This is a genomic window from Arenibacterium halophilum (assembly GCF_005938225.1).
Classification (GTDB): Bacteria; Pseudomonadota; Alphaproteobacteria; order Rhodobacterales; family Rhodobacteraceae; genus Arenibacterium; species Arenibacterium halophilum.
The window spans coordinates 104,623-127,039 of record NZ_VCPC01000003.1 but is presented as its reverse complement, the minus strand read 5'-3'; the positions used below and the strand labels follow the sequence as shown (position 1 = coordinate 127,039).

The following is a 22,417-nucleotide window of genomic DNA, read 5'->3' as shown; positions in this document are numbered from 1 at the left end:
CGCCCCCAATCCCTAGTTGTTCCGGATCGCCCAGAGTTCCATTTTCAGCCCCGGGTACTGCCCCGAGACATGCACGGCAATCCCGCCCGAGGTGGTCATCTTGGCCCAATAGGGGCTGTCGCTGTCCATCTCGAAATAGACGACACCCGCGTGATAGGGGATTTGCCGCGGCGCCACAGGCAGCGGGCGCAGCGTGATCCCGGGCAGGGCCGAATTGACCAGTTGGCGGATTTCCTCGACCGGGCCGATCTTGGCCTGCCCCGCGAAATGGCGGCGCACGTCTTCGGCGGGAATGTCGGCATCCACCGCCAGCACGAACCCGGCGGTGCCCAGCAGCTTGCGGTCGGCGATCACGCCCACGCTGATGCCGTACTTGCGTTCTTCCAGCGCGATGGAAATCGCCGTCTGCTCCAGAACCGAGCTGAGGTATTGCCGCAGCACCCGGATCACCGGCGCGAAGGTGCCTGTCAGATCGTTGTGCTGATAGGCCGGGAATTTGGGCGGTTCCTTGTCTGCCGACATCAGCGCCGAAAGCTCGCCGGCCAGCGCGATGCTGGCGCGATACAAATCCTCGGGGTGCAGGTTCTCGATCTGCGCCAGATGGCGGAATACCGGCAGCGACCGGTTGACCACCGTCAGCAACAGCAGATCCTGCACCTCGGCCGCGCCCCGTGTTGGGCCGCTTTCGGCCATGCGCCCGGCCAGCGCCGTCATCCGGTGCGACAGCAGGCCTTCGATCTCGCGCAGGAACCCTGTCAGCGGATGCGCCGCGCGCACGTCAAGGCAAGACGGCACGAAGGCATGATCAAGAATGATCTCGCGGTCGGGGCGGACCTCGATGATGCGGGCAATCGGGATCGCCAGCTTGTCGGCCAGGTCATCCACCTGCAGCGCGAATTGCAGCCGCATCTTGCCCACACCCAGCATCACCGGCTTCTTCTGCGGCCCCATCGTGTCGGTCACTTCCAACTCGGACGGGCGCAGGCGCGAGGCCGACATCTCCGCGCCCGACATATCGACCTCGGTCGCGCCCTGTCGGCGCTGCGGCACGGTCAGGTAGACGACGCAATCCTTGATCGTGCCCGGCACTTCCAGCGCGGGAGGGTGATCGTCGGCCATGGGCACGCGGAACACGGTGCCGTCCTCGGTCAGACCGGCAGCCGACTTCAGCGCGAACTGCCCGACCTTCAGCACCTCGTCGTCGATCTCCAGCGCGCTGACACCCCAGGCATAGGGGCGAATCCGGCGCGCAAGCCCGCTGACCAGCGCCTCGTGATAGCGGTCGGCCTGCTGAAAATGGTGGGGTTGCAGAAACAACCCCTCGGTCCAAAGCACCTTGCTGTCCCAGGACACGCGGCTCTCCTTCTTCTCAGGCCTTCGGCTTCAGCTTGTCCAGCTGCGCCTTGTAGGCCCGTGCAAATTCACGGCTGAACAGGTCGTGGAAATCATTCTCGGCCTGATCGGATATTTCGGCATAAAGCTTTTCGTAAACTTCCCAATACCGCGCCTTCTTGCCCTTCCACAGGCTGCCGAAGGCACTGCTGGTTTCGATCTGTCCCGCCAACTGCTCTGGGTCCAGCTTGCGCAGCACGCCTTTCAGCGCGGCCTCCATCCCTGTCACCATGGCGACTTCATGCGCCTTGATGTCCTGCAACGCCTGTTCGGCGGCGGCTTCGGGATCAAGGTAGCCACGGGTCGCGGGCTTGACCATCGCCTCGATCGCCTGTTCCGGGCTGATCGAGAACTTCAGCGGGTTGTTCCCGCCCGCCCCGATCATTGTCTGTTCGATGCGGAATTCCGACTTGATCGAGGTGCGCGTCATCAGGATTTCGCGCAATCCGGTCACCAGTGATTTCATCACTCGGCCCATACGCTCCATCGTGCCGGGCAGATCTGCATCGTCCAGCCGCACCTCGCCCGCGCCGGCGGCGGCAAGAAAGGCGCGCGCCAGATCGGCCTGCTCGGCCGATGGCGGGGCCTTGGTGGTTGGTTCGGGCTTGGGCTCTGGTGCGGGCGCGGCCTCGGGCGGTGGCGGCGCGCGATCTTCGGGCGGGATCGTCGGCGGGGTACGGCGCACGGGCGCCGGTTCAGGCACTGGTTCCGGTTCCGGCTTGGCGCCGGGCGTTTCGATGCCGTCAAGCAGATCGTCCCAATCGTCGGGGATGATCGCATTCCCGCCCTGGACGCCACCCGAGCGAATGCTGTCATTGGCCGAGGCGCCATGCGACGGCAGGCTGGCGCCCTCGCCTTCGCGGCCATCCTTCGGCTTTTGAAAGAACGGGTCTTCGTCTTCGCCCATGGGCGGCAGCAATTCGTCGATCGGATCGACGGGGTTCAACTGCGACGGCCCCTTGGGTGCAGTATCGGGGCCCAGCAGATCGTCAAGGAAATCGTCGGGCCCGCTGTCGTCCAGCAGCTTCATCGGATCGGGCGCGCGATCGGCCCGGCCCGGCGATATCCCGTCTTGCGGAGCGGGCGGGGCCAGCAGATCGGCCATATCGGGAATGTCCTGTCCGATCTCGATCACCAGCTCATAGGTGCCCAGCCCCAACACATCGCCATTGTTCAGCGGAGTCGGCGTGCGGCCCAGCGGGATCTTGGAATAGTTCAGGAAGGTGCCGTTGGTCGACAGATCGACGATCATAACGTTGCCGTTGTGATCCTCGATCACGAAGTGATTTTTCGACAGCAGCCTGTCAGGATCGGGAAGCACCAGATCGTTCGCGGGGCCACGCCCCACAGTCAGGCTTGGACCACGCATTTCGACCGGGCGGGCATTGCCCGGCACGGTCCCCGACGACTGGAATTTGAGCGTCACCGGCATTTGCTTGGTCAGCCTCCTGTCAGAACCGTGGGCAGGCCCACCGTGATGGCCCCGCCACACCCGTGGATGTCGCCAATGCGGGCCGCCGGCATCTTCTGGATCATCACGGTGAACGATCCCAGCGCAATCGGGTGCGGCCCGATCCCGATGTGCATGTCGCCAACCCGGGCCGCAGGCAGGCAGCCCACCAGAACGGTGGGCGCGCAAGGCGGCACGATCGGCGATGGCCCCGGAACCGGCCCCGCAGGCGTGGGGATACACAGGTTGCAGATCGTCAGATCGGACAGGCGGGCCTGCGGTTTTGTCATGCCGTCTGCTCCTCTTCCATGGCGGGTGCGGCGATGCGGCCATTCCCGCCGCGGGCGATATCAAGCGCCCTGTCGATCAGCACCTGCACATATGTTTCAAATTTATCAGAGAGTTCACCGAGCGCCACCATATTCATGGCAAAAGCCGAGAGTTCGCAGGCCCCGGCAGGTGCCGGATGCTGGGCCAGATCACCCGGGCCCAGCGTGCCATCGGCATACAGCACCGCCGTGGCACAATGCACCGAGTCGTCATCGACATAGGCACCGTCCAGACTGGCACGGGCGGCTTCGCGGTTTTCCTCGGTCGGCTTGAACACCCAGGCCTCGGCCGCCACCAGGGGGCGGGTTTCCTTTTGCCCGCGAAAGGCGATCACATCGCGCGCGGCAATGCAGGCCCACCAGACCCGTTCACGCGGCGGCAACAGCGCCGCCAGCGTCATCAGAAGATCGACCCAGGCCTGTTTCGCCTCAAGTTCGGCCAGAACAACGGCCGCAGGGGCGCTAGCCGGGGCCTCCAGCGGGGTTTGCAGATGCAGGTTGGCCGCCGCCAGCAGCTTTGCGGGCGGATCGGCCGGTATCTTGGTCAAATCGTTGTAACGTTCGCTCATACCCGTTCCCCCCTTAGTTGATCATCGTCATGCCGCCCTTGACGATCACCATGGCCGAGCCCTTGATCTGGGTCATCGCCCCTGATTTGACCTCGGCCATGGCGCTGGCGTCGATCTTGACCATCACGGATTTGATCGTGATCGAGGCAGGCGTGATCTCGATCTTCGAGCCGCCGACCTTCAGCTCGATCTTCTGCGCGGCCTCCATCGTGATTTTGCCGGCGCTCGCCTTGACCGAGATGTTGCCCAGCTTCACCGTGTCGGTCTGGTTACCCTGCTTGACCTCGGTGGTGTGGTTGCCCTGGCTGATCGTGGTCGAGTAGTTCTGCTTGATCGTCTGGGTCTTGTCGGTCTCGATCTCGATGGTCTGGCTGCCGGTCTCGATCTTGAACTCTTCATCGCCCTTCTTGATCGTGTGGTAATGGTTGCCGTCGGTGATGGTGCGGGTCACGTCCTGCTTGATCACCTCGGACAGGCAGCCGTCGGCGTCATGGGCCCCGGCGTCGATCTCGTCAAAGCCGATGGTGCGCACCGACTTGTTCTTGATCAGTTCCTGATGGTCCTTCTGCGCCTGCACGCGCATCAGCTCGGCGTCTTTCTTGTCGTCGAACATCAACTCGTTGTAGGTCTGGTCCGAGCCCGACTTGGATGACCGCGTTCGGATCCCCAGCTGGGTCGCATCGTCGGGATAGTTGAAGGCCGGTTTGGTTTCCTCGTTCCACAGCATCCCGGTGCAGATCGGGCGATCCGGGTTGCCGTCCTCGAACTGGATCACCACCTCTTGCCCCATGCGCGGGATGGCCACCATGCCCCAGCCCTTGCCCGACCACGGCGTCACAACGCGCACCCAGCAGGACGAATTCTCGTTCTTCTTCCCGTCGCGGTCCCAGTGAAACTGCACCTTGATGCGCCCGTGTTCGTCGGTCCAGATTTCCTCGCCCGACTTGCCGACGACGATGGCGGTTTGAAGCCCGCCGATTTCGGGCCAGGGCGTGACCAGCGGCGCGCGGAATTGTGTCGCCTTGGGGAAGGCCGCGAAAGTGATGGCATACATATCGCCCGCCATATCCTCGGGGAACTGCATTTCATCCTGTTCCAGATCGCGGCGGCGCTTGGTGTCGTCGAAATTGCCGGTGTCCTGAATGTAATGCGTGGCCTCGGACAGGATGAATTCCTCGGATTTCTTGTGATCGGGGTGCTTGTCCATAGAAAAGAACGCCCCGACCGCAAGGTTGCGCACGCTGCCCGCGCCGCGCTTGGTTTCATAGCGCACCGCCTCGGCCTCCATCCGAACGCGGCCGCGCGTGTTGCCCAGCTCGGTGTCCTTGCGATAGTGGCCCTGATAGTGATAGCGTTCGTACTGGTTGTGCGAATGCGTGCCCTTCTTGATCGATTGCACCGTTTTCAGATCGGCCGAGGGTGACAGCGGGTCGAAATCATTCAGCGTCACCTTGCCGAATGTCACACGCCGCGCCCCGCTCCATTCGCCAATGCTGTCGGGGCGGCGGCTGCCCGCAGCGCCACGGCCATAGAATTCAATGACCTTTTCGCCCGGCACCGCCCGATGCGCGCCGCGCCCGTCACACAGGATCAGCTTTTCCTTGTCGCCATCCACACCTTCGGTGGTGAAGAAGAAATAAATCCCCTCTTCCTCCATCAGCCGGCAGACAAAATCATAATCGCTTTCCCGGTATTGAACACAGTACTCGCGTGCGCTGCGGGTCTCGGACAGGCGCTTGTCGAAATCGGTGAACCCGTGATCGGCGAAGACCTGTTCGATGATCGCCACCGCGTCCATTTCCTGAAAGATCCGGTTGTTGCTGGCCTGCGTCAGCATCCACAGCCACGGCCGCAGATGCGCGACATACTGGCTTTCGCCGTCTTTCAGCCCCAGGCTTTCGACCGATACGCAGATGCCCGAAAACCGCCGCTCGCTTTCGTCAACCTTCTTCATCCGCACCGACATCGGCCGCCCCAGCAGCTTGTCCAGATCAAGCGCCTTGTTGCCCGATTTGAACTCGATGGTGGTTTCGGTCAGCATGTTGAACTTTTCGCGGACCATTGCGCGGCGGAACACCACATCGGTGCTTGCGAATTCGCCGGTCATCCAGGCCGGAGAGTCCTTACGTGTCTGTTGCTCTGCCATCTCCAGTCCTTTCCGTTACGGCCCGGCACTTGGCCCGGCCTGGCGCGGCGCGCATCCGGGTTTACAGCCCGTCCAGCAGCGCCGCCAGTTCGGCATCCACATCGCCCGGGTCCGCAGGCGCGGGTGTTGCATCGTCAAATCCCGCCAGCAGATCGTCCAGATCGCTGGCAAGCTCGGCATCGTCGGGTTCCGGGGCCGTGACCTTGGGCGCGGTCGGCGGCGGTGGCGGCACATCCGACCACGGCCCCAGCACGGTGCCCCCGCCCAGCGCCTGAAACGACGCCAGCCGGATTTCATCACGCCCGCGAATCGACACCACCGGCATCAGCCCGCGTGCCATCACCGCCTCGACCGTTTTTTCGGTCAGGTTGCGCTCGGTGCAGGGCAGCTGCACCTGATCGCCATGACGGTCGGTCACGAAATGATAGGGAATGCCGCCCAGACTCATCACCGAACCCAGGTTCATGCCCTTTCCGTTGGCGCGGAAAGACTGCGCCAGCAGGATCGCAACCAGCACCACCGGATTCGCCCACAGCAGGCTTTTCAGCCCGTCCTGCATGGTGAACTCCTCGAAATCGAATTCATAGGTCGGCTCGGTCTTCGCGCCATAGGGGCGGCGCAGCATGAAGCGCGGCGTGGCAAGGCCCAGGTATTTCGCCTCGGCCATTCCGCGCAGCTCGTCCCAGGCCTCGGCCACCAGCGGGTGACGGTCGGCCTTGTCGGTGGCCAGCGTGCCCGCCGCCATCGCGCCGAAGAAAGGTGCATCGACATGGGCGGCGACGCGGGCGATCCGGCCAAGGATCTGCGCGTGGGGCGGCGTTTCCTCGAAGGTGTACAACCCCATAATGGCCGAGAACCCGCCGCGCCCGGTGTCCTCGTCCAGCGGTGCCTCGGTCAGCATCCGCGCCAGACCGGATTGTGACAGGTCGTCGGCGCGGGCCAGATCGGTGGCGATTTCCTCGGCCGAAACATCGTACAGCACCACGTCCAGCGTATCGTCGGCCTCGATGCTGCGCGCGATCAGGTCGATCGAGCGCCACTGCGCTTCCAGCGACTGGAATTCGGGGTGGTGCAGGATCAGCCGCATCGCCGCGGCGATGGACTGGTCCACCGCCTGTTGCATCGCCTGTGCATCCGCATCGGGCACCGCGCGGATATGCGGCCCGACGACACGCGCCAGAAGATCCTCGATGGCCGACGGCTGGGTCAGCTGCCCCGAGGTATCGCCGATCAGCGCCTGAAAGTCTGTCAGCCGCTTGCCCGCAGGCATCGCGTTACCTGACGAGGTGCGTCGCGCGGGCGCCGCATAGGTGCCGTGTTGCTCGGCCCATTGCCGCAGTTTCGCTGCGGCGCTTTCGGCTGTGCCCCCAGCGCCCAGTTGCGCCTTCAACCCGACCAGATCGGCAAACAGCGGCAGCTTTTCAAACAGCTCGTCTGGGTGCAGATCGTCCAGCTCGCCCAGCTTCACCTCGACGCCCGTGCCATCCTTGCCGATGGGCAACACCAGCGTGGTGGCAAAGCTTTCGATCAGGTCGTCGGCGGTGTCCGGGTCCAGCGGCATCGGCGCACGACTGGCCAACCCATCGCCGGTGTCTACCAGCCCCCGCGCTGCCCGGCCCGAGAAATCGCCAAGGATCGCCATGCGGAACCGCTTGCGGTTCAGCTTCTCGGGCGCAGGCCGTTCCCCCGCGATGGTGCCAAAGGCGAACTCCGGCTCGGCGGGACGGGCGATTTCCAGCGCCGGTTCGGTTTCGGGCAGGGTATCCGGATCGGCCAGCAGATCGTCAAGGCCGTCACCTGTCGTCAGATCGCCCAGAAGATCGTCAAGATCGTCCACTGGCGCTGGCGTCGGCTCGGGGCTTTCAAGCGGGTCGTCCCCGGCAAGCCCACCAAGCAGATCGTCCAGTTCATCGCGTTGCGTGGCCGCTTCCGGTGCAGCTTCGGCAGCCGGGGCATCCCCGGCCAGATCGCCCAGAAGATCGTCAAAGTCGTCATCTGCGGTGTCTTGCTGTGGCTCGGCGGCTGGCTCTGGCGCATCCAGCAAATCGCTTAATCCGTCATCACTTGTCAGATCGCCAAGCAGATCGTCAAGATCGTCACTTGGCGCGGGCGCCAGTTCGGCCTCAGGCACAGCAGGCGCCGCATCATCCGCAAGGTCGCCCAGCAACGCACCCAGATCATCGGCGGGTTCTTCCGTATGCTCGGGTGTTTCAAGCGGGTCATCGTCCGCAAGCCCGCCAAGCAGATCGTCAAGATCGTCATCCGCCACACTCTCGTGCTCTGGCGACGGCGCGGCCTTGTCTTCCAATTCGGGTTCCGGTGCCGCCAGCAGATCGTCCAGACTGTCCTCGGTGCCCGGATCGCCCAACAGGTCGTCCAAGCTGTCTTCGGCGGCGGCCTCGGCCTGCGGCGCCGGATCGGCAAGTAGATCATCCAGCCCGGTGTCATCCGAGAGGTCGCCCAAAAGGTCGTCAAGCCCGCCGTCCTCTGCGGTGTCCGGCGCGCTCTCGGGTGTCTCCAACAGATCGTCCAGGCCGCCGTCGTCCGCGAGATCCGCCAGAAAATCGTCTAGGTCGTCCGCTTCGGGCGGAGTCAGTACTTCGGCCTCTGGCGTCTCCAGACTTGCCAGCGCCACCTCAGCCTCGTCTGCGGGCAGCGGCGCATCGAGCGCTGCCAGACTGTCCAGCGCGGCGAGTGGGTCTTCGGCGGGTGCTTCCTCCGGCGTCGCGGTGGCGAGACCGGCCAGCGTGTCGGCCGTGTTATCTTCGGCGGCGGTTTCCTCGACCGGCGCAAGGCTATCCAGCGCCGCAAGCGGATCTTCTTCAGGCGCATCCTGTGGCGCGGCGGATTCCAGACCAGCGAGCGTGTCGGCCGTGTCGTCTTCGGCGGGGGCTTCCTCGACCAGCGCAAGGCTATCCAGCGCCGCAAGCGGGTCTTCTTCAGGCGCATCCTGTGGCGCGGCGGATGCCAGACCAGCGAGCGTATCAGCCGAAGTGTCAATCTCGTCCTGCTCGGCCACAGGTGTCAGAGTGCCCAGCGCAGACAGCGCGTCTTCCTTTACGGTTTCTACCGGAGCGGCAGCGGCAAGGCCCGCGAGCGTGTCGAAGGTGGTGTCTTCGGCGGGGGCTTCCTCGACCAGCGCAAGGCTATCCAGCGCCGCAAGCGGATCTTCTTCAGGCGCATCCTGTGGCGCGGCGGATGCCAGACCAGCGAGCGTGTCAGCCGAAGTGTCAATCTCGTCCTGCGCGGCCACAGGGGTCAAAGTGCCAAGCGCCGCGAGCCCGCCTTCCTCGACGGTCTCCGCCGGAGCGGCAGCGGCAAGGCCCGCGAGCGTGTCGGCCGTGTCGTCTTCGGCGGGGGTTTCCTCGACCGGCGCAAGGCTATCCAGCGCCGCAAGCGGATCTTCCGCAGGCGCGTCAACAGGCGCAGCCGCAGCAAGGCTGTCAAGCGTGTCGGCGGTGGTGTCTTTCGTCTGAACCTCTTCTACAGGCGTCAGCGTGCCAAGCGCCGCAAGCGAATCTTCCTCGACTGTCTCCACCGGCGCGGCGGCGGCGAGGCCCGCCAGCGTATCGGCTGTGGTATCCTGTGCCTCAACTTCTTCCACCGGCGTGAGTGTGCCAAGCGCTGCAAGCGGATCTTCGGCGGGTGCATCTGCGGGCGCTGAGGACGCCAGGCCCGCGAGCGTGTCCGCCGTAGTGTCAACGATCTCTGCGTCGGTCACCGGCGTCAGCGTAGTCAGCGCCGAAAGCGGATCTTCCGAAGGCGCATCAACCGGCGCGGCGGCGGCGAGGCCCGCCAGCGTATCGGCTGTGGTATCCTGTGCCTTAACTTCTTCCACCGGCGTGAGTGTGCCAAGCGCTGCAAGCGGATCTTCGGCGGGTGCATCTGCGGGCGCGGCGGCGGCGGCCAGCCCGGCAAGCGTGGCATCGGTTGTGTCTTTCGGCGCCGTATCGGCAGGAGCAATGGCCCGAAGGGCGGCAAGTGCTGCATCGGTCTCGGCGCTGTCAGCAACCGCAGCGCCAGAGGCGGCGGCCAACAGGGCCGGGTTGGCAAGAATCTTTTCGATCAGCGCCTCGGCCCCGGATTTGCCGTCCATATAGGCCATCAGGTTCGACAGCTCGGTACGCGCATCCAGCAGCGCCTTCAGCGGCGCGATCTTGGCGGCGATGGCGGCGGGGGAGAAATCCTCCATCCGCTCGAACACCAGATCGACAGGCAGGTTGCCTTCGCCGGTCAGCGTATTGGGCACGCTGAATTCGACGCGGGGCTGCATCGCCTTCATCCGGTCGTCAAAGCTGTCGACGTCGATCTCAAGGAACTTGCGGTCGTCAACCGAGGGCTGGGCCACCTTCGATTTGCCCGACAGGTCGCTCATCACCCCCATGACAAAAGGCAGCTGCACCTTTTTCTCGGCGCCGTAGAGTTCCACATCATATTCGATCTGGACCCGTGGCGCGCGGTTGCGGGCGATGAATTTCTGCGACTCAGCCATCGCGACCCTCCCGCAGGTTGGCCAGTTCGGCCCGCAGGGCGCGCAGCTCCTCGTGCATGGCCTTCACGCTTTGATCGACGGTATCGGTTTCGGTACGCACCAGATCGCGCAGCTTTTCGAATTCGGCTTCGGTTTCCTCTTCCACGGCGGATTGCATGGTGTTGACCAGCAGACCGATGAACAGGTTCAAAACCGAGAAAGACGTGATGACGATGAAGGGCACGAAGAACGCCCAGGCCATCGGGAATTCGTCCATCACCGGGCGCACGATGCCCATCGACCAGGATTCCAGCGTCATGATCTGGAACAGCGAATACAGCGAGCGGCCCAGCGTGCCGAACCATTCGTCAAAGGCATTGCCGTACATCAGCGTCGCCATCACGCCAAAGACGTAGAATACGATCGAGATCATGATGATGACCGCGCCCATGCCTGGCAGGGCATCCAGCAGGGCCTGAACCACTGCGCGCATCTGCGGCACCACCGACAGCAGCCGCAGCGTCCGGATGACACGCAGCCCCCGCAGCGCCGACATGCCTCCGCCTGAGGGCAGCAAGCCGATGACCACAACGCAAAGGTCGAAGATATTCCAGGCGCTGTTAAAGAACTTCAGCCGGTAGGCATAGAATTTCAGAAGCAGTTCGACCACGAAGATCGCCAGCGCGAGCCGGTCGACAAGGCGGATGATCGGGCCAACGGAATCCATGATGGTATGCGACGTCGACATGCCAAGCGTGATCGCGTTGATGATAATCACGGTCATGATCGTGTTCTTGAAGCGATCCGAATCCACCAGAGCGCGAATACGTTCGCGCGTGCCAGAAAATTCCACCTGTGCCTGTTCGTCGGTCATGACAGTCCCTTGTCAACCATTGCCGCCCCCTGTTCGGGCCATTCCGGCCCCGCAATAGCCTATTCAGCGCGGGGGTGCGCGATCAATCTGCGCGTGTGCCGCGGGTTTTGCGCCTGCCGCCTTCGGATCGTGCAGCGCCACCAGCCGCACCACGCCGTGCGGCGGTGCCGCATGGCGCGAGGGCCCGAGGAAGGTGAACAGCCCCGCGTCGCCGCCACCCAGGATCATGCGTCGCACGGCGCGCTTGGCTGTTGTGAGGGATGAACTGGACATGATGCACGCTCCTTCTGGCGGCGGGTTTCCCCTAGTCAAACGCATAGGTGAAGTCGCCGTCTGTGACGTCGATCACAACCTTTCCGATTTCCTTGCCCTCCATCAATCGGCGCAGGAATTCCGACGAGATCTCGGGCAGCATCGTGTTGGTCACGATGGCGTCGATCATGCGTCCGCCGCTTTCCAGCTCCTGACACCGGTCCACGATGGTATCGACCACCGCGTCGGTATACTCGAACGGCACCCCGTGGCTGGCACGGACGCGTTTCTCGATCCGGCCCAGCTGAAGCCGGGTGATCGCCGCGATCATGTCTGGCGAGAGCGGATAGTAGGGGATCGTCACCAGACGCCCCAGCAGAGCGGCAGGGAAGATTTTCAGCAGCGGGTCGCGCAGCGCCTTGGCGATGCCTTCGGGTTCGGGCATCAGGTCGGGGTCGGAACACATGTCCATGATCATGTCGGACCCGGCGTTCGAGGTCAGCAGGATCAGCGTGTTCTTGAAATCGATCACCCGGCCTTCGCCGTCCTCCATCACGCCCTTGTCGAAGACCTGAAAGAAAATCTCGTGCACGTCGGGGTGGGCCTTTTCGACCTCGTCCAGCAGCACGACGGAATAGGGCTTTCGCCGCACCGCCTCGGTCAGCACACCGCCTTCGCCATAGCCCACATACCCCGGAGGCGCGCCTTTCAGCGAACTGACGGTATGGGCCTCCTGGTATTCGCTCATGTTGATGGTGATGACGTTCTGTTCGCCGCCATACAGCACCTCGGCCAGCGCCAGCGCGGTTTCCGTTTTGCCGACGCCGCTGGTGCCCGCCAGCAGGAAGACCCCGATGGGTTTGGACGGGTTGTCCAGCCCGGCGCGGCTGGTCTGGATGCGTTTGGCGATCATCTTCATCGCATGGTCCTGCCCGATCACGCGCTTGGCCAGGTGCTCTTCCAGATTCAGGATCGTTTCGATCTCGTCCTTGACCATCCGGCCCACGGGAATGCCCGTCCAGTCGCCCACCACGCTTGCGACGGCCTGATGATCGACGATGGGCAGGATCAGCGGGCTGTCGCCCTGAAGCTCGGTCAGCTCGGCGTTCTTCGCCTTCAGCTCGGCGATCAGCGCGGCGCGGTCTTCGGCAGTCAGCGGGCTGGCGGGGGCGTCGGGCACCTCGGCCGTGGGGTCGGCAGGCGCGCCGCCCGCCAGATCGGCATCGACAGGCTGGGCCCCGTCGCGCAGGCGCGCGCGCAGGTCCAGAATGGCCTCGACCACCTCCTTTTCGCCGTCCCAGCGCGCGGTCAACTCGGCCAGACGGGCCTCTTCCGCCTCTTTCGCCGCGCCTACGGCTTCACGCCGGTCGGCCACGTCATAGCCGGCGGTTTCGTCGCGGTCGATGATCTCCAATTCCGTCGTCAGCGCCTCGATCCGGCGGCGGCTGTCGTCCACCTCGGCCGGAACGGCGTGCTGGCTGACGGCCACGCGGGCGCAGGCAGTGTCCAAAAGGCTGACCGATTTATCGGGCAGCTGCCGCGCAGGGATATAGCGCGCCGATAGCGTGACCGCCGCTTCGATGCCTTCGTCCAGAACCTGCACCTTGTGGTGGATTTCCAGCATCGAGGCGATGCCGCGCATCATCAGGATCGCCTTGTCGATTCCCGGTTCATCCACCTGGACGACCTGAAAGCGCCGGGTCAGGGCCGGGTCCTTCTCGATGTATTTCTTGTACTCGGCCCAGGTGGTTGCGCCGATGGTGCGCAGGGTGCCGCGCGCCAGCGCCGGTTTCAGCAGGTTCGCCGCATCGCCCGTGCCCGCCGCGCCGCCCGCGCCGACCAGCGTGTGGGTTTCATCGACGAACATGACTATGGGCGTCGGGCTGGCCTGCACCTCGTCAATGACCTGCCGCAGGCGGTTTTCAAACTCGCCCTTCATGCTGGCCCCGGCCTGCAACAGGCCCACGTCCAGCACCAGAAGGCGCACATCCTTCAACGCGGGCGGCACGTCGCCGCGCGCAATGCGCAGGGCGAATCCCTCGACCACGGCGGTTTTGCCGACACCGGCCTCGCCCGTCAGGATCGGGTTGTTCTGGCGCCGCCGCATCAGCACATCGACGATCTGGCGAATTTCTTCGTCCCGGCCCACGATCGGGTCGATCTCGCCGTTGCGGGCCTGCGCCGTCAGGTCGGTGCAGAATTGGTCGAGCGCCTCGGTCCCGCCCAGCTCGGCCTTGCGCGCGCCGCTGGCTTCGCCGGGTTCGGCCCCGCCGCCCGAGACCCCGCTGTCGGCCAGCCCCTGCTCGGGCGAGGCCGCCACGATGTCGGGCAGCGCCTCGGCCAGGTCATCCAGCTTGATCTTGCGGAATTCCTCGGACATGTCGAACAGGCTGGCGCGCAGCGTCTTGTTTTCGAGCATCGCAAGGAAGATGTGGCCGGTGCGCACCTTGGTCTGGCCATAGCGCAGCGAACATTGCACCCAGGCGCGTTCCATCGCGAGGTCAAGCTCTTCCGACAGGTTCAGCCCCGAAGACGCCCCGCGCGGCAGCTTGTCGAGCGCGGCGGTCATCTCGGTCGCGATCTGGCTGACATCCAGATTGTAGTGCTGAATGATCCGATGCAGATCGCTGTCCTGCCCGTTCAGGATCTGGTGGAACCAATGCACCATCTCGACCGTCGAGTTGTTGCGCAGCTTCGCGAAGGTCGTCGCCCCTTCGACCGCCTGATACCCCAGCTTGTTCAGCTTCCCGAACAGCGAAACCCGGCTGATATCCGTCATGACAATGCCCTTCCCAATCTATGTCCCCCGGCCGTCCCGGGCCGGTTCTCTGCAATCGCGCCGGGGTAGAGGAACAGATCCTCGGCATCCGGCCGTTCTATATCGTCGTCACGGCGCGACGTGACCCAGCTGGTGTGCCCCAGCCGCGTTGTCCCGCCCAGGCTGGCGCGCGGAATTTCATCGCCCGCCAGCACAAGGTTCACATCCCAATCCAGGCTGTCGCCCACATAGTTGCGCACGATGGCGCGCAGCCGGTTCAGCGAGTCTCCACCGGGCAGCAGCCGCTCGAATTCGGCCCGCGACAGCGGCCCGATGCGCAGCCGGAACTTGGCGCCCCGGGTCCAGACCTTTTGCCCGATGCTGGTCGAGCGGCCCAGCGCGGCGGGCTGGCCCAGTTGCCATTGGTCGTCGGGTTCCAGGGTCAGCCAACTGCCAACGAACTGCTGCAACTTTACCGGAACGCCGAAGAAATTCGTCAGGATCGACACCAGCCCCTCGGGGTTGCGCGCCCCAAGGGCCAGGTGGCCGATGTTGTGCAGCTTGGCGAGATCGGGCATCGCGTCGCGGTTTTGCAGGTGGTCGCCATGCAGACCGGCAATCGCCGCCACCTTGCGCGCCAGCGGGTCATCGCCCCGGTCGAAACTGGGGGCCGCCTGCCCCGAATTCCACGCCCGGTACAACAGCCCCGCCATGCGGTGGATCAGCATGTCTGCAAAGGCCACGATGGTGCGGTCGCGATGGTTGCGATATCGGTCGCGCACGTATTCCGTCATCTGCAAGGGCATCGGCCCCTGCGGCCCGAACAGGCCGAAGAACCGGTTGATCAGCCGCCCGGGCCGCGCAGCCTGTGGCGCCGCAAAGCTGGCGATGGTCGAGGGCGGAAACGCCAGCTCGGCCTCTTGCCCGATACGAATACGGTCCTCGCGCGGGCGCCGGCTCTGGCCCAGCCGAGGCGCCTCGGGAAACGAGGCTTCGATGATGCGCAGCGCCTGATACAGGTTGTACTGCTCCGGCGCTTCGGTCAGGCGGCGAAGATGCGTCAGATCATCCGGCCCAGACCCTTTTCCGGTCGCCATCTGGCTATCTCCCCGCGTTTCTGCGTTTTCAATACCGTTTCGGTAAAGCTGTTTATCGTTGCGTATTTGCGCAGGAACCGTTCCAGAACGGCCCCCAGCACGAAGACACTGGTGCCTTCAAAGAAGCTTTCGTCGAAAGTTATGGTGATTTCGAGGCCGCGCACGGCGGTCGAGAGCACTTCGTCGCTCATCCGGCGCACGATGGGGCGGCTGGATACGCCGACGATGCCTTCCAGCTGCTTTTCTGTCACCCGGTCACCCAGCGGCGCGTAAATCCCGACCAGCTCGCGCAGCGCCTCGGGTGCGCTGCCGCGGTCGGTATCAACCAGCGACAGGTAATTCAGGCTGAGGTGGCTGATCAGCCGCCACGCGGTATCGCCCTGCGCCAGCGTAGGATGCGGCCGCGTCGGCGACACCGGCAGGCGGATCGACTTGACCGGACCGCCCTCGGGCAGCTGGAACACATCGGCATCGCCCGTCGACAGCAGCATCGGCAGATCGCGGTTCGAACACATCGCCCGCACCGCCAGCTGGTCCAGATCGGCCCCGAATGGCGCCTGCCTGCGATCCACCAGCGCAAGGTACACCTCCGACCCAAGGTAAGAGGTGCGCACCCCGCGCAGCCGTTCCTTTTCCGACCGCTGCCGCATCCGACGTCGCAGCGTGTAATAGGCCGGGTGGGTTTCGCCCGCTGCCGTGAAATCGGTCGCCGAATAGAACGGGCGGAACTGCACGTCATCGGCGCCCTCGCCGCTGATGCCGGTCACGCTCTCGATGCTGAACACCTCGAAATCCATCGGGGCGATGCGGTTGGGGATGATGTGCTGTTCGGTCTCGCGCGTGCTGACATGCACCCGGTCGCAGCGTTTCGGGAACAGGTTGATGGCGGGCACCGAATGCAGCGCAAAGGCCTCGGGCACCACCATGGGGCCGATCTCGCGCCGGGTTTCGCCCAGCAGAACGTAAATGTCGACATCGCCGCCCGCGCATTTCTTCAACGCCGGGCGCAGGCCCTGCAGATCGAAGAACAGGAACCGCTCGGGCATGGCAAAATATTCCTGCAACAGGCGGTAGCCATCGAAAGACCGCCCCGGCGTGGGCAGCAGCGCCTCGTCGCGTTCAAATCCGCGTGGTTCGACCGCGCCATTGGCCAGCGGCGCCGTCCAGTCGGCGCGCCGGTCGGTCGAGCGGCCGCAGAGCCCCACGCTTTGCGTGCAGAGCAGCTCCAGCAACTGCCACGCATTTCCACCCCCGGTGCGCAGATGCACCGTCAAATTCTCCATCGGCAGATCGGCCATCTTGCCGCTGTCGGTGCGGCGCAGGCGCAGGCGGATGGCGGAACGTGCCTCGGGCGTGATTGCGACACCGGCGGCCACCAGCTCTCCGCGACCGTCGATATATTCGGCTTCGGCGATTTCGACCGGCCACAGCGTCAGGTCGGCGGCAGTGCGGAATTCGCAAGGCGTCTGCTCGCCTTCGCTCAGCCGGCTGCGCAGCACCGTATGACGCGGCAGGACATAGCCGCTTTTGACCGCCGAATTGCTGACATCGGGCTCAAAACTGGCGATCATCATCGAGGGCGTCGGCGCAAGGTAATGCGGATAGACGATTTCCAGCAGGTTCGATGTGAAATTCGGGTACTGCAGTTCCAACTCCAGCTGGACACGCGCCGACAGGAAGGCGACGCCTTGCAGCAGCCGTTCCACGTAGGGGTCGAGCACCTCGACCCCTTCCATGCCAAGGCGCGACGCAATCTTGGGATAGGCCTCGGCGAATTCGGCACCCATGTCACGCAGGTACAGAAGCTCGGCCTCGTAGTGCTTCATCAGGCGGGTATCCATGGCCTACATGCTCCGCTCGACCATGACTTCGCCGGTGGTCACATCCACGCTGCTGCGCAGGTACAGCTCCATCGGCAGGGGTTGGGCCCACATGTCGGCGCGGATCACCAAGGCCACCGTCATCTGGCCCTTGTCATCATCAGGGCTCAGCGACACATCGACCGACCCCTTGATGATGCGCGGCTCGTGGGTTTCGATCGCGCGTTCGATCGACTTGCGGATCAGCTCGGCCCGCTCTGCGGTGGAAAATTCGCCCGACACCTCGCGCAGGCCGTAATTCAGGACCGACCGGGAAATCATCGGAAATTCCTCGGGGTCCAGCGTGTTTTCGATGTTGTTGGTGTTCAGCAGCCACGACAGATCGCGCTGGATGATGTCGCGCAGGCGCGACACGTCAATCACCCGGGACTCCCGGCTTTCCTTGGTCTGCCCCGGCTCCAGATCGGTCAGACGATCCAGAAGCGACGGTTGCAGCCGCTCGGAAAGGGTCTTGTCAGCCATCCTGACCCTCGGCGGTTGCGGCGGTGTTCATCTGCAACTGGCGCAGATCCAGCAGCGGGATATCGCCCTGATCGGTCGCAAACAGGCGCTGGCCCAACCCGGTGAACGTCTCGGCCCCGGCATCCACCCATTGCGTGGCCCGCGCCAAACGCGCGGCGGCGTCGCCATTGTCGACGGTGCCGCAATAGCGGGTCGGGATCAGCGCGGGCATTTCGCCGCCGTTGGCCACGCGCAGCGTTGCCGCCGTCCAGACCGCATCGCGCAGATCGCTGGGCGGCTCCATCGTCAGCGCGCCGATCTGGTTGAAAGGCAGCCAGAAATAGCGCCCGTTCACGATGATCTCGAGCACCGGGCCCAACCGCATATCGGCGTCGGCGATCCATTCAAACGCCTGCCCGTCGGCCATTCCCCCCACGGCGGGGGCCAGTTCGAACGCCCGGCCGCGCAGATCGGCGGCCTTCTCGGGCTGCCCCTTGGCCAGCACCTTCTGCGCCTCGATCAACAAGGCCAGCCATTCCTGTGGCTCGCCCATCACCAACGGCTCCTTTTCACCGGCGAACACCTTTTCGCGGTAGACCTCGCAGATAATCGCCTCGCGGTAGGTGCGCGCCATCATGGTCGCGGCCTCGTCCATCTCGGCCGACAGCTTCAGCTGGGTGATCGCGCGTTTCCAGTCGCCCAGAACGCATAGCAGCTGAAACAGGAAGATGCGCAGTTTCGGATCGGCCGGGTTCTTACGCACCTTGTCCTGCAGGGTTGCTAGCGTCGCATCGAGGTCGCCGGACTTCAGGTGATCTTCGGGGGTCATAAGGCCAGATCCAATCGGGGTCGAAAAAATGAATAAGCCCGGGCCGAAACGGCCCGGACAAAATCGCATGTAAGAGGCTTAGCTGCTGGAGCCCATTTCCATCGCCATGAGATCCCAGCTGAAATCGCCGCCCTTGCCCAGCGCGCCGCTTTCCGGATCGGCCTTCTTGTACTCGATCATGATCTCGCGATAGCAGATGTCCCAGTTTTCTTCGGGGATCTGCTCTTCGCCGCCCGAGACCTCGTATTTGTCGATGGTCGCGTGCTTGGCGATGAAGATCAGGTACGGCTCGGCGCCCTGGCTGGTGCTGTCGCCCGACCGGCACATTTCGATCTTGATTTCCTTGCGGACGGTGCCGTTGGCGACCGACAGCATGATCTTGGGCGAATGCAGGCCAAGTTCCGATGTCATCGAGATCTTGCCGAAGGACGAGTTGGCATAGCCACGCTGCGCGGTGCCCAGATCGTCCATATCAAGCGTGCGGGTCACTTCCCACGACATGCTCTTGATCGGGATCCAGTCCTTGTGGTTTTTCTCAAGGCTTTCACCGGGGGCATCGCTGACAAGCGCAAATGTATTTTCCATTGTAGTATCCTTTCCGAGTGTGGCGACGCGCGCCTATTTGCAAGTGAGACCTTCGGGAGACCTGAAATTACGCCCCTTTTTCCGAAGGCAGTTTTGATACCAGACGAAGAGAGACCGACAGGCCTTCAAGCTGGTAGTGAGGGCGAAGAAAGAACTTCGAAGAATAATATCCTGGATTGCCCTCGACTTCCTCCACGACGACTTCGGCAGCGGCAAGCGGCTTGCGGGCCTTTTCACGCTCGTTCGATACTTCCGCGTTGAAATCGACGTAGTTGTTGATCCACTCCTGCAGCCAGTTTTCCATGTCGTTCCGGCTTTTGAAGGAACCAATCTTGTCGCGCACCATGCACTTCAGGTAGTGCGCAAACCGGCAGGTCGCGAACAGATACGGCAGGCGGGCTGCCAGGTTGGCGTTCGCGGTTGCGTCCGGGTCATCGTATTCCGCAGGCTTGTGCAGCGACTGCGCGCCGATGAAGGCGGCGATGTCCGAATTCTTGCGGTGGATCAACGGCATCATGCCGTTCTTGGCCAGCTCCGCCTCGCGACGGTCCGAGATTGCAATCTCGGTCGGGCACTTCTGATCCACGCCGCCGTCGTCGGTCGGGAAAGTGTGCGACGGCAGGTTCGGCACCGCGCCACCGCTTTCCACGCCGCGGATCCGCGAACACCAGCCGAATTCCTTGAACGAACGGTTGATGTTTACCGCCATCGCATAGGCCGCGTTGACCCAGCCGTACTTCGTGCTGTCTGCGCCTTCGGTGTCTTCTTCAAAGGCAAATGCCTCGACCGGATCGGTTTTCGACCCATAGGGCAGACGGCCCAGGAAGCGCGGCATTGCCAAACCGACGTATTTGGCATCTTCGCTTTCGCGCAGGCTGCGCCAGGCGGCATATTCCGGCGTCTGGAAGATTTTCGTCAGGTCGCGCGGGTTTGCCAATTCGCCCCAGCTGTCCATCTGGAACAGGCTGGGCTGCGCGCCGGTGATCAGCGGCGCATGGGCTGCGGCGGCGATCTTCGACATTTCGCCAAGCAGTTCGACATCGGGCGGGCTGTGATCGAAATGGTAGTCTGCCACCAGCGAGCCATAGGGTTCGCCTCCGAACTGGCCGAATTCCTCTTCGTAGACCTTCTTGAAGATGGGCGACTGGTCCCAGGCGGTGCCTTTGAACTTGCGCAGAGTCTTGTGCATTTCCTTCTTCGAGATGTTCATCACGCGGATTTTCAGCATCTCGTCGGTTTCGGTGTTGTTCACCAGGTAATGCAGACCGCGCCAGGCGCTTTCCATCTGCTGGTATTCTTCGTGGTGCAGGATCAGGTTGACCTGCTCGGTCAGCTTCTTGTCGATCTCGGCCACGATGCTTTCGATCGAGCGCAGCGCATCATCCGAAATCAGCGCGGTGTTCTCCAGCGCCTGCTGCGCCAGCGTCTTAACCGCGTTTTCGACGGCAGATTTGGCGCTGTCGGATTTCGGCCGGAATTCCTTTTGCAGCAAAGCCTCGAATTCGGACGATCCGAAGGCGGTTGCGCCTTCCGCGGCGGTTGCCTGTGCCTGTTCTTCAGCCATGGTCGCCTCCTATTCCTCGTCCGCGGCTTTGGGCGCGGGTTGTGCGGCCAGCGTCTTCAGCAGGCTCGGATCCTGGATGATCTTGGAGATCAGCGTCTCGGCGCCGGTCTTGCCATCCATATACGTCATCAGGTTGCTCAGCTGGGTGCGGGCATCCAGCAGTTCCTTCAGCGGTGCCACCTTCGAGGCGATCGCGGCGGGCGAAAAATCGTCCATGCTCTCGAAGGTGATGTCGACGGCCAGGTTGCCCTCGCCGGTCAGCGTGTTCGGCACCGTAAAGGCGGCGCGCGGTTTCATCGATTTCATCCGGTCGTCGAAGTTGTCGACGTCGATCTCCAGGAACTTACGGTCTGCAACTGGGGGCTGTTCCACCTCGGACTTGCCGGCCAGATCGCTCATCACCCCCATCACGAACGGAAGCTGAACCTTCTTTTCGGCTCCGTACAGTTCGACATCATATTCGATCTGCACCCGGGGCGCCCTGTTGCGCGCGATAAATTTTTGTGAACTTCCGGCCATTTAGTGCTCCTTGATGTCCCTAATATCCATGAAATCTGTGCGGCTATCTGTGAACCATATCACAGCCAGCGCATTATTCGTCGTCGATGCCACCAATCAGGTGCACATTTTCAACCCCGCCGGGTGCCATGTCCTTCATGATCGTCATGAAATCGGCATTCACAAGGCGTTTGGCGCGTTTCAGAAGAATCGGCACCGGGCTCGACGGTTCGTTGCGTTGGTAATAGTCGATGACGCGGTCCAGCGCGTTGGTCACATCGCTGCGCGACGCGATTCCGCCCACCGCACGCGGCGCGGCGGCGCCTGACTCGGGCGCGGCCTCACCTTCTGGCGCGGCACCGTCATCACTGGCCGCCTCGGCTTCGGCGGGCTCATCGCCCCCGGCAAACCGTTTCAGCGTGGTGTGGATGTCATGTGCCAGCTTGATCAGCGGGTCCAGCTCGGGGCCCTGCCCCGGCGTCTTGTCGTCGAACACCGCCGAAATCGCCTTGAGGTCATCGCGGATCGCCTTCGCCGCAGTCAGACGGCGTTGCAGCACCTCGGGGTCGCTGTCCTGAAAGGCGGCGGCGATGTTGGCGCTGTTGGCGGGGGCATCTTCGCCCGCGCGGGGCTGGGCGCGGCCCTCGGAAATCTCCACGTCGCGGAACGAAAAGCGGCCAAAGCCACGGCTTTCGCTGAGCGGCACGTTGCGCAGCGCACGGTAAACCGGCGACGGGCCGCTTTGCCCGCCGGGCTGACCGCAGAGGTTCTGCACCGCGTTGATCCGCATCGTCGGATCGTCGTCGTCATCTTCGTCCAGCTGCGGGTGGCAGCTGTCCCAATACTGCTCCAGACAACCGCGCACATATGCGGTAACATCGGCGAAATCGGTCAGCCCCGAGGTGGCCAGCATCGCCTCGCCCAGAAAGATGGCTGCGCGCAGGTCGTGGCTGCGCTCGAGGATCGCCAGCGCCTTTTCGGCTACCTCGCCGTAATCCGCGCCTTCCGCCTCTTTCACCGTATCGCCGAATTGCGACTCTTCGCCGGGCTGGGCGGCCAGCTCCATTTCCACAAATTCTGGATCATATTCCAGGTTCTCGCCACTTGGGGCATCATCCGCCCTGGCGACCAACAAGCTAACCGGGTCCATCCGTCTTCCCCTGAAACCGTTCAATCGAAGCCGAAACCTTAACACCCCGTCCCCACGCGGGCCGCTGTAATCCAGTTCACACAGCGTAAAAAAACAATGGCTTGACCCAAAGACAGCCTTATCGTTTCCTTA

General features: G+C 63.6%; 17 protein-coding genes and 1 pseudogene. All 18 read right to left on the bottom strand.

The genetic code is table 11. The features are described from left to right. Window positions 1-12: 12 nt before the first annotated feature. The 18 genes and pseudogenes from tssK to tssA all read right to left on the bottom strand — a co-directional run bounded on the left by tssK (window position 13) and on the right by tssA (window position 22,285). On the bottom strand, window positions 13-1,353 hold the full coding sequence (gene tssK, locus FGK64_RS13830) for a type VI secretion system baseplate subunit TssK (protein WP_138864431.1): 1,341 nt from the start codon (window positions 1,351-1,353) through the stop codon (window positions 13-15). A gap of 16 nt (window positions 1,354-1,369) precedes the next feature. Continuing rightward, window positions 1,370-2,824: a type VI secretion system-associated FHA domain protein TagH gene (tagH, locus tag FGK64_RS13825; RefSeq protein ID WP_138864430.1), complete on the bottom strand. Its 1,455-nt coding sequence runs from the start codon at window positions 2,822-2,824 to the stop codon at window positions 1,370-1,372. Window positions 2,825-2,832: 8 nt separating this feature from the next. Further along, on the bottom strand, window positions 2,833-3,132 hold the full coding sequence (locus FGK64_RS13820) for a PAAR domain-containing protein (RefSeq protein WP_138864429.1): 300 nt from the start codon (window positions 3,130-3,132) through the stop codon (window positions 2,833-2,835). Beyond that, entirely contained in the window at window positions 3,129-3,740 is a 612-nt protein-coding gene (locus FGK64_RS13815; protein WP_138864428.1) for a DUF6931 family protein, read from the bottom strand. Before FGK64_RS13815 ends, FGK64_RS13820 begins: the two co-directional genes overlap by 4 nt. A 13-nt stretch (window positions 3,741-3,753) precedes the next feature. Beyond that, entirely contained in the window at window positions 3,754-5,886 is a 2,133-nt protein-coding gene (locus FGK64_RS13810; protein WP_138864427.1) for a type VI secretion system Vgr family protein, read from the bottom strand. A 61-nt stretch (window positions 5,887-5,947) separates the two neighbouring features. Next, complete coding sequence (locus FGK64_RS22805; RefSeq protein ID WP_342773961.1) at window positions 5,948-9,139, bottom strand: type VI secretion system contractile sheath domain-containing protein; 3,192 nt, start codon at window positions 9,137-9,139, stop codon at window positions 5,948-5,950. A 747-nt stretch (window positions 9,140-9,886) separates the two neighbouring features. Continuing rightward, window positions 9,887-10,378, bottom strand: a pseudogene (gene tssB, locus FGK64_RS22585) (type VI secretion system contractile sheath small subunit); the annotation flags it as partial. Then, complete coding sequence (locus FGK64_RS13800; RefSeq protein WP_138864425.1) at window positions 10,371-11,231, bottom strand: ion transporter; 861 nt, start codon at window positions 11,229-11,231, stop codon at window positions 10,371-10,373. The gene FGK64_RS13800 and the pseudogene tssB (FGK64_RS22585), both read right to left, overlap by 8 nt. A 63-nt stretch (window positions 11,232-11,294) precedes the next feature. Continuing rightward, window positions 11,295-11,504 (bottom strand): hypothetical protein, encoded by a 210-nt coding sequence (locus FGK64_RS13795; protein ID WP_138864424.1) that lies wholly within the window; start codon window positions 11,502-11,504, stop codon window positions 11,295-11,297. Between the two features lie 31 nt (window positions 11,505-11,535). Beyond that, a complete protein-coding gene (gene tssH / locus FGK64_RS13790) occupies window positions 11,536-14,262 on the bottom strand; it encodes a type VI secretion system ATPase TssH (protein ID WP_138864423.1) in 2,727 nt (908 codons plus the stop codon). Continuing rightward, the gene (gene tssG, locus FGK64_RS13785) at window positions 14,259-15,338 is read right to left on the bottom strand and encodes a type VI secretion system baseplate subunit TssG (RefSeq protein WP_138864422.1); all 1,080 of its coding nucleotides are present in this window, start codon (window positions 15,336-15,338) and stop codon (window positions 14,259-14,261) included. Before tssG ends, tssH begins: the two co-directional genes overlap by 4 nt. Further along, complete coding sequence (gene tssF / locus FGK64_RS13780) at window positions 15,302-17,179, bottom strand: type VI secretion system baseplate subunit TssF (RefSeq protein WP_138864421.1); 1,878 nt, start codon at window positions 17,177-17,179, stop codon at window positions 15,302-15,304. The genes tssG and tssF overlap by 37 nt, the downstream gene beginning before the upstream one ends. 3 nt (window positions 17,180-17,182) lie before the next feature. After that, window positions 17,183-17,680 carry a type VI secretion system baseplate subunit TssE gene (tssE, locus tag FGK64_RS13775; protein ID WP_138864420.1) on the bottom strand — a complete coding sequence of 166 codons (498 nt, stop codon included), beginning with the start codon at window positions 17,678-17,680 and terminating at the stop codon, window positions 17,183-17,185. Next, window positions 17,673-18,488, bottom strand: coding sequence for a type VI secretion system accessory protein TagJ (locus FGK64_RS13770; protein WP_138864419.1), 816 nt, complete (start codon window positions 18,486-18,488; stop codon window positions 17,673-17,675). The genes tssE and FGK64_RS13770 overlap by 8 nt, the downstream gene beginning before the upstream one ends. Before the next feature lie 78 nt (window positions 18,489-18,566). Further along, window positions 18,567-19,073, bottom strand: a complete 507-nt coding sequence (locus FGK64_RS13765) for an Hcp family type VI secretion system effector (protein WP_138864418.1) — start codon at window positions 19,071-19,073, stop codon at window positions 18,567-18,569. Between the two features lie 67 nt (window positions 19,074-19,140). Further along, window positions 19,141-20,637, bottom strand: coding sequence for a type VI secretion system contractile sheath large subunit (gene tssC, locus FGK64_RS13760; protein WP_138864417.1), 1,497 nt, complete (start codon window positions 20,635-20,637; stop codon window positions 19,141-19,143). 9 nt (window positions 20,638-20,646) lie between these two features. Next, a complete protein-coding gene (gene tssB / locus FGK64_RS13755; RefSeq protein ID WP_138864416.1) occupies window positions 20,647-21,156 on the bottom strand; it encodes a type VI secretion system contractile sheath small subunit in 510 nt (169 codons plus the stop codon). 73 nt (window positions 21,157-21,229) lie between these two features. Beyond that, window positions 21,230-22,285: a type VI secretion system protein TssA gene (gene tssA / locus FGK64_RS13750; protein WP_138864415.1), complete on the bottom strand. Its 1,056-nt coding sequence runs from the start codon at window positions 22,283-22,285 to the stop codon at window positions 21,230-21,232. Between the last annotated feature and the right edge of the window lie 132 nt (window positions 22,286-22,417).

Bases quoted from the DNA above. Each gene is read 5' to 3' on its own strand.
- tagH (WP_138864430.1), bottom strand. From the start codon at position 2,824: ATGCCGGTGACGCTCAAATTCCAGTCGTCGGGGACCGTGCCGGGCAAT.
- FGK64_RS13820 (WP_138864429.1), bottom strand. From the start codon at position 3,132: ATGACAAAACCGCAGGCCCGCCTGTCCGATCTGACGATCTGCAACCTG.
- FGK64_RS13815 (WP_138864428.1), bottom strand. From the start codon at position 3,740: ATGAGCGAACGTTACAACGATTTGACCAAGATACCGGCCGATCCGCCC.
- FGK64_RS13810 (WP_138864427.1), bottom strand. From the start codon at position 5,886: ATGGCAGAGCAACAGACACGTAAGGACTCTCCGGCCTGGATGACCGGC.
- FGK64_RS13800 (WP_138864425.1), bottom strand. From the start codon at position 11,231: ATGACCGACGAACAGGCACAGGTGGAATTTTCTGGCACGCGCGAACGT.
- FGK64_RS13795 (WP_138864424.1), bottom strand. From the start codon at position 11,504: ATGTCCAGTTCATCCCTCACAACAGCCAAGCGCGCCGTGCGACGCATG.
- tssH (WP_138864423.1), bottom strand. From the start codon at position 14,262: ATGACGGATATCAGCCGGGTTTCGCTGTTCGGGAAGCTGAACAAGCTG.
- tssG (WP_138864422.1), bottom strand. From the start codon at position 15,338: ATGGCGACCGGAAAAGGGTCTGGGCCGGATGATCTGACGCATCTTCGC.
- tssF (WP_138864421.1), bottom strand. From the start codon at position 17,179: ATGGATACCCGCCTGATGAAGCACTACGAGGCCGAGCTTCTGTACCTG.
- tssE (WP_138864420.1), bottom strand. From the start codon at position 17,680: ATGGCTGACAAGACCCTTTCCGAGCGGCTGCAACCGTCGCTTCTGGAT.
- FGK64_RS13770 (WP_138864419.1), bottom strand. From the start codon at position 18,488: ATGACCCCCGAAGATCACCTGAAGTCCGGCGACCTCGATGCGACGCTA.
- FGK64_RS13765 (WP_138864418.1), bottom strand. From the start codon at position 19,073: ATGGAAAATACATTTGCGCTTGTCAGCGATGCCCCCGGTGAAAGCCTT.
- tssC (WP_138864417.1), bottom strand. From the start codon at position 20,637: ATGGCTGAAGAACAGGCACAGGCAACCGCCGCGGAAGGCGCAACCGCC.
- tssB (WP_138864416.1), bottom strand. From the start codon at position 21,156: ATGGCCGGAAGTTCACAAAAATTTATCGCGCGCAACAGGGCGCCCCGG.
- tssA (WP_138864415.1), bottom strand. From the start codon at position 22,285: ATGGACCCGGTTAGCTTGTTGGTCGCCAGGGCGGATGATGCCCCAAGT.